This is a genomic window from Facilibium subflavum (assembly GCF_003574485.1).
Classification (GTDB): domain Bacteria; phylum Pseudomonadota; class Gammaproteobacteria; order Francisellales; family Francisellaceae; genus Facilibium; species Facilibium subflavum.
Map to the genome: position 1 here is coordinate 1 of NZ_QLIT01000245.1, position 6,120 is coordinate 6,120.

The 6,120-nt window shown below is 36.1% G+C and carries 6 protein-coding genes; all 6 read right to left on the minus strand.

Translation table 11 applies throughout. The features are described 5' to 3' along the window. Nucleotides 1-66: 66 nt before the first annotated feature. On the minus strand, nucleotides 67-384 hold the full coding sequence (gene tnpA / locus DNK84_RS12395) for an IS66 family insertion sequence element accessory protein TnpA (protein ID WP_119342808.1): 318 nt from the start codon (nucleotides 382-384) through the stop codon (nucleotides 67-69). 71 nt (nucleotides 385-455) lie between these two features. Next, nucleotides 456-650, minus strand: a complete 195-nt coding sequence (locus DNK84_RS12400; protein WP_119344801.1) for a hypothetical protein — start codon at nucleotides 648-650, stop codon at nucleotides 456-458. A 35-nt stretch (nucleotides 651-685) separates the two neighbouring features. Then, entirely contained in the window at nucleotides 686-3,844 is a 3,159-nt protein-coding gene (locus DNK84_RS12405) for a type I restriction endonuclease subunit R (RefSeq protein WP_119344802.1), read from the minus strand. Then, a complete protein-coding gene (locus DNK84_RS12410) occupies nucleotides 3,841-4,503 on the minus strand; it encodes an abortive infection family protein (protein ID WP_119344803.1) in 663 nt (220 codons plus the stop codon). Before DNK84_RS12410 ends, DNK84_RS12405 begins: the two co-directional genes overlap by 4 nt. A gap of 14 nt (nucleotides 4,504-4,517) precedes the next feature. Beyond that, nucleotides 4,518-5,507 carry a VHS/ENTH/ANTH domain-containing protein gene (locus DNK84_RS12415; protein ID WP_119344804.1) on the minus strand — a complete coding sequence of 330 codons (990 nt, stop codon included), beginning with the start codon at nucleotides 5,505-5,507 and terminating at the stop codon, nucleotides 4,518-4,520. After that, nucleotides 5,507-5,983: a restriction endonuclease subunit S gene (locus tag DNK84_RS12420; RefSeq protein WP_208123328.1), complete on the minus strand. Its 477-nt coding sequence runs from the start codon at nucleotides 5,981-5,983 to the stop codon at nucleotides 5,507-5,509. Before DNK84_RS12420 ends, DNK84_RS12415 begins: the two co-directional genes overlap by 1 nt. Nucleotides 5,984-6,120: the final 137 nt, after the last annotated feature.

A 6,120-nucleotide genomic window follows, 5' to 3' on the forward strand; every position in this document is an offset into this window, starting at 1 on the left:
AAAACCAAAGCGGATAAGCCATCGATACTTTTGCGCATATCCACCGGAAAATTGGCCAGGTAAATCTCATGTGCCGGCGTTAACATCACAAGGTACCCTTAATGTGATCCCAAATGGCAAATCAATTTCAATCATGCCTTTTTGTTTTGCCGTATTTGCATCGATATGAAAAGGAATAAAACCAGAAGGGGCATGAGGTGGGCTTGTGTCATCCTTTGTTACCTTAATGCGCGGTTTAAGCGCACCTTCTGCAATGAATTTGGTACGCCATTTGGAAAATGATGCTTTGGATACTTCCTGTTCCTGGCAGAATTTATCCTGTGTTAGCCCTGAGACTTCCCAATCCCTAATAATTGATAGCCACTTGATTTGCGTTTCTGTCATCGTCTGTGCTCCATATTTGTGAATAAACAACAACAGTATGATTAAGAACAAACGCCTTTACTAGATGGGGTTTATGGAGCGGTTACAGTATTACTACTGACCTGTGTCCATTTTTGGCCAAAATCACCAACTTTGAATTCAGGGTCAATCCAGATGATTTCATCGGCATCTACATCTTTATCTAAAAGCATGCCAAGTGATAAAATGCCTGCAGGGCCGGCGCCGACGACTGCCCATTTGTGTTGTGTTTTATTATTTTTTCTCACCAATATAACCCCTTAAGGTATCTCTCTCCTCCATTTTAATTAACAAGCTGACAGGATAATTGTATGTCAACCAGTTCTCTGGCCAATGCTTCTGCCTGTTTTAATACCGTATCTGTTGCCAGCTTTTGCATATCAGGTGGATAACCAAACTGCCTAAGTGTGCGCTTCACCGTGACGCGCAGCTTGGCTCTGACAGATTCTTTTTGTGTCCAATCTATCGAGGCACTGGCTTTTAAACGATTAAAAAGTGTAACAGCCAGTTGTCTTAACTGATCCGTCTGCATCAATTCTCTGGCACTTTCATTGGCAGCAACCGCAGTATAAAAAGCATATTCATATTCAGACAATCCCAGTTTTTCATAGTCACTATCCATGGACTTGATCTCTTTGGCCTGATTAATCAGCTCATCCAAAAACTCAACTGAAGAAATAGCCTTGCTATGATAACGACGGATTGAATCCTCCAACATCTCTTTGAGTGTCTTTGCTTGAAATAGATTATTTTTTGCGCGAGCTTTTATCTCTTGGTTTAGAAGTTTTTTGAGTGTTTCTAAAGCAATGTTCTTATGCTTATAATCTCTAACCTCTGCCAAAAACTCATCTGATAATACTGATATATCTGGCTTTTTGATGCCACTGGCATCAAAGATATTCAATACCTGGCCACTGATCAGCGCCTTATCCACAACCTGGCGAATCACCGTTTCAATCGCCTGATCTGTTTTATCCGTACTTTGTGTACCAAACTTTGCTAATCTCGCTTTAATAGCCTGGAAAAGCGCGATTTCACTTTTTGCATCTACAGCAGCATCATGTGGCATAGCGATTGCAAATGCTTTAGATAAAGCTGTCACTTCATTTACAAAGCGTTTCTTTCCATTTTCTAATCCTAGAATAAAATCTTCAGCTTCTAGGATAATAGCTAATTTCTGCCTTGTATCAGCTTCAAAATACCTCTCATAATTAAAGCCATAAAACATTTGTGTGACTACTTCTAGTTTCTCCAGCATCAAACTGACTGCTTTTTCTTGTGTCTGTGCTGGATCACCTTTACCACCACTATCACTGTAGAAAGATAAGGCTTTCTTAAGGTCACTTGCTATACCAAGATAGTCAACCACCAAACCCGCTGGCTTGTCTTTATAGACTCTATTAACCCTTGCAATCGCCTGCATTAAATTATGGCCTTGCATAGGTTTATCGATATATAAAGTATGCATAGATGGTGCATCAAAGCCTGTTAACCACATATCACAAACTATCACGAGCTTTAGCTCATCTTTAGTATCTTTCATACGGTTTGCAAGATTACGGCGTTGTTGTTTGCTTGTGTGGTGTTGCTCCATCTCTGGACCATCACTAGAGCCAGCTGTCATTACAACTTTTATAACGCCTTTATCTAAATCTTTATCATGCCACGCTGGGCGAAGTTTAATAATCTCATCATATAACCTAACAGCAATACGACGACTCATAGCAACAATCATAGCCTTACCATCACAGGCCTCTTGGCGAGCCTCAAAGTGATTAACAATGTCATTTGCTACTTCTTTGATACGATTCTCACTACCAATCAAAGCCTCTAATCTTGTCCACTTTGCTTTTGCTTTTTGTGACTCATCTAGCTCTCCAATCTCATCATCTAGCTCTTCGACAAGCTCTTTGCCTTCTTCACTTAGATTTATCTTAGCTAATCGTGATTCGTAGTATATTGGCACAGTTGCGCCATCTTCAATGGCTTGTGAAATGTCATAAATATCGACATAATTACCAAAAACCATAGGCGTATTTTTATCATTTGCCTCCACTGGTGTACCGGTAAAGCCTAGATATGTAGCATTCGGCAAAGCATCCCTTAAATACTTTGCCAGGCCATAAACTGCCCTTTTACCAATAATATTACCCTGCTTATCCTTAACATCTACAGTTTTTTCACTAAAGCCATATTGGGTGCGATGTGCCTCATCCGCTACAACAATGATATTATTTCGTGTTGATAATGTATCATAAACATTACCCTCTTCTGGCTGGAATTTTTGGATAGTAGTAAAAACAATACCACCACTTTTCACTCTGAGAAGCTTTTTGAGATCTTCTCTCGTTTTTGCTTGTACTGGCGTTTGTCTCAGTAGACCTTTTGATGCTGCAAAAGTATCAAATAACTGATCATCAAGGTCATTTCTATCGGTAATAATAACAATTGTTGGATTATGCAAAGACAATACCGCTTTACCGGCGTAAAAGACCATTGATAATGATTTGCCACTACCTTGAGTGTGCCATACTACACCGCCTTTTTTATCTCCAGATTTGTGGCTGGCTTGTAGCGTTCTCTCAAGCGCTTTATTAACTGCATAGTATTGATGATATGCGGCTAGCTTCTTAATTGTGGAAATTTGCGTTTGTCCTTTTTCATCCTGCTTTTTATCTTTCTCAAATACGATAAAGTTTTTGATAAGATCTAACAAAGTTACAGGATTTAGCATCCCTAAAATTAGCGTTTCTAGCTGTGGTACTAGTTTTGAGCTCTCAGCTATGCCATCACTGGACTTCCAAGTCATAAAACGACTAATATCGGCTGAAATTGTGCCAGCCTTTGCCGCAAGTCCATCACTAATCACACAAATACCGTTGTATCTAAACAAACTTGGAATAGTCGCTTTATAGGTACGGATTTGCTCATATGCGGACTTAATAGTTGCATTTTCATCAGTCGCATTTTTTAGCTCTATAATTACCAATGGCAAGCCATTTACAAAAATAATTAAATCAGGGCGTTTATTATTATCATTCTCAATAATTGTAAACTGATTCATCACCGTGAAATCATTATTATCAGGATTATCAAAATCTATAAGTTTGACAATCTCGCCCCTGGTAGCACCATCTTGGGTATATTCAACCTTGATACCTTGAGTAATATATTGATGAATAAGCTCATTATCAGCTAAAAGCTCATCAGAAGAAATACGCAAAAGTTTTTTGATCGCATCATCTATTAAATTTGACTGAATTTGTGGGTTAATTTCTAGAAGTTTATCATACAGGATATTTTCTAATACCACATCTGAAAATGTAGCTCTAACAGGATTATCAGCATCTGGTGCCACATCTGGAGCATATATATAGTTATAGCCTTCTCTTTTAAAAAGCTTTATTGCAAATTCTTCTATTTTAGATTCTGATAAACTCATGACCCACTCTCTTCTATGCTACTATTTAGGTACAGACTATATTCTTCCCGGTATACATCCTTATCTAAATGGAATAAAACTTCTGAAGGTAAGTAAGTATAATCTTCCCCAATGACTACCTCATCATATTTCCCATCAATAAAGTCATTTAGAAGTTGATGATCACCATATTTCTCTAAGCTTTGAGGCTCTTTTTTTGCATTTACGTTTCTTGTTTCAAAGCTCTCGATGAGAAAACTGGCAACTATACTCACAGAACCCAGAAGAAGCTCTTTTGTAAAAGAGGAAATATTCATTTCTTTTATTTCTTGTATTCTATCAAGTGACTTTCCGTGTGATGAAATATCTATACCATTTCTTATTGCACCAACTTCTTGAGCAATAGTTGCTAATGCCGTAGATACTGGTTTGCAAGAATCAAAGTCATATTCTAAACACTTAAAAGCTTCCTTAATTAAACCTTGTACGGACATATTCTCTTTCACAGCTCCTGTCTTTCTAGTACATATGTGTTTGGATACCGTTTCTAATATTGCTTTAGCATTTCCAATCGCTATTCCAAAATCAATATCAACTTCAGCTTCAATCCTGTCTACTAGTGGATCTATGGCCTCTTGCCAGTGATTGTATTTTGATATGATTTTTTTTAATCTATCCATTATTACAAACCAATTTACTCATACTCATCAAACAAAGATAATTGTTGCCCAAAATTTTGAAGTGGTTTTTTCTTTTTTGTGCCTTTAGAAGCACTTAAGCTGCTGGGGCTAGAGCCAACTTCTAAAACTTCTTCTACAAAAAAAGACCTTTTATTTGCGACACTTGTTTCTTCATCTAATTTAACTACTTCTTTAAGAACACATTTAATAGAGGTTCCGCTATTAAAGGAGTATTGACCTTTATATACAGCTTTCTTAAATCTTTCGTCGCTCATTTTAAAGCGAATACTATTGTCTTTAAAAATCCCTGTCCAGGAAAAATTACCTGTTCTCCTGATCAACACTGGTGAAATTATTTCTATAATAGCGTCTTCATATATATTTTCTTCCTTATTTGCATGCAACATGAAATCGCGAAATTCTTTTTTTTCAACAATTACTTCCTCATCTTGATTAGATGCAATTCCCACTTTTGATATGTTATTATTTTTATTTATTTCTGAATAAAAATAAGATACTTGCTTGCACGCTTTTTTGTCTTCTAATACTTGTTTGAATGAAGCAATTTCTAGCTCTGCCTTTTTTGTTTCTGAATTATTTCTTCGAGCTTCAGCGTCGAGTTTTCTAATTAATGCCTCTTTTTTTTGTCTTTCTAAGATTTTGTCTTTCCCCCATTTCTTGGTTGTCATCAAATGAGTTATTATATTATTAATAGCAGGTGATATTTTATGCATAACATAACATCCAAATATATATGGAGAAGCTCCTGTAGCATGAGCAGCTATAATATTCAGACTATCAACAAATGACCCTTTTTCTGAAGGCTGACTATCAACTATAATATTAACTTTACATAAATCAGCAACTCTTGATATAAGATCTAAAAGCTGCTTTTCCGCTTTGTTTCTTGTAAACGCGTTTATAGTATGAACCGAATCATCGTTAAAATAATAGTGAATTTTTAGCTGAGATTTATCTGTCTGACTTTGTTTAACCATATCCATCACACCCTCACCTGCCCGCTCATCAATTTAGGTAATAAAGTATCTCTAGTTTGTTCTAATGTTTTTATTTGTTTCTGGTTCAAGTCTTGTTTCTCAAATATATCATCTACCATTTTAGTGAATGAAGCCAAAAGTTCTTTAGGAGGTAGTTTGAATATATAACTAGGTATAGCTTTTTTACTCATATGTAGAACTGTTGATCCATTAGAGTTATATAAACAATGAAACTTAAAATCATCGGATTTAAATAAGCAATATAAGTAACTTTTCTTTATCCAATTAACGAATGGTTCAACCTTTACCAAATCCATAGTTATAACTAGCTTGTCATAATTATGTATATTTTTTACAAGAATTGGATTTCCTATAATATCAGCATTTTGTGTAATATCTGTATGTGCTACAACTAAGTCACCATCAGTAACAACTTGAGCTTCTTTAAATTTTATGCCCGTAAATTCTTTAAAGCCATCCAATCTTAAAGACCCATCTCTTGCAAAATTTTTAAGTGTAACTAAGTAACCGCTCCATAAACCCCATCTAGTAAAGGCGTTTGTTCTTAATCATACTGTTGTTGTTTATTCACAAATATGGAGCACAGACGATGACAGAA

Coding starts and splice junctions, on each gene's coding strand:
- tnpA (WP_119342808.1), bottom strand. CDS start 384: ATGACAGAAACGCAAATCAAGTGGCTATCAATTATTAGGGATTGGGAA.
- DNK84_RS12405 (WP_119344802.1), bottom strand. CDS start 3,844: ATGAGTTTATCAGAATCTAAAATAGAAGAATTTGCAATAAAGCTTTTT.
- DNK84_RS12410 (WP_119344803.1), bottom strand. CDS start 4,503: ATGGATAGATTAAAAAAAATCATATCAAAATACAATCACTGGCAAGAG.
- DNK84_RS12415 (WP_119344804.1), bottom strand. CDS start 5,507: ATGGATATGGTTAAACAAAGTCAGACAGATAAATCTCAGCTAAAAATT.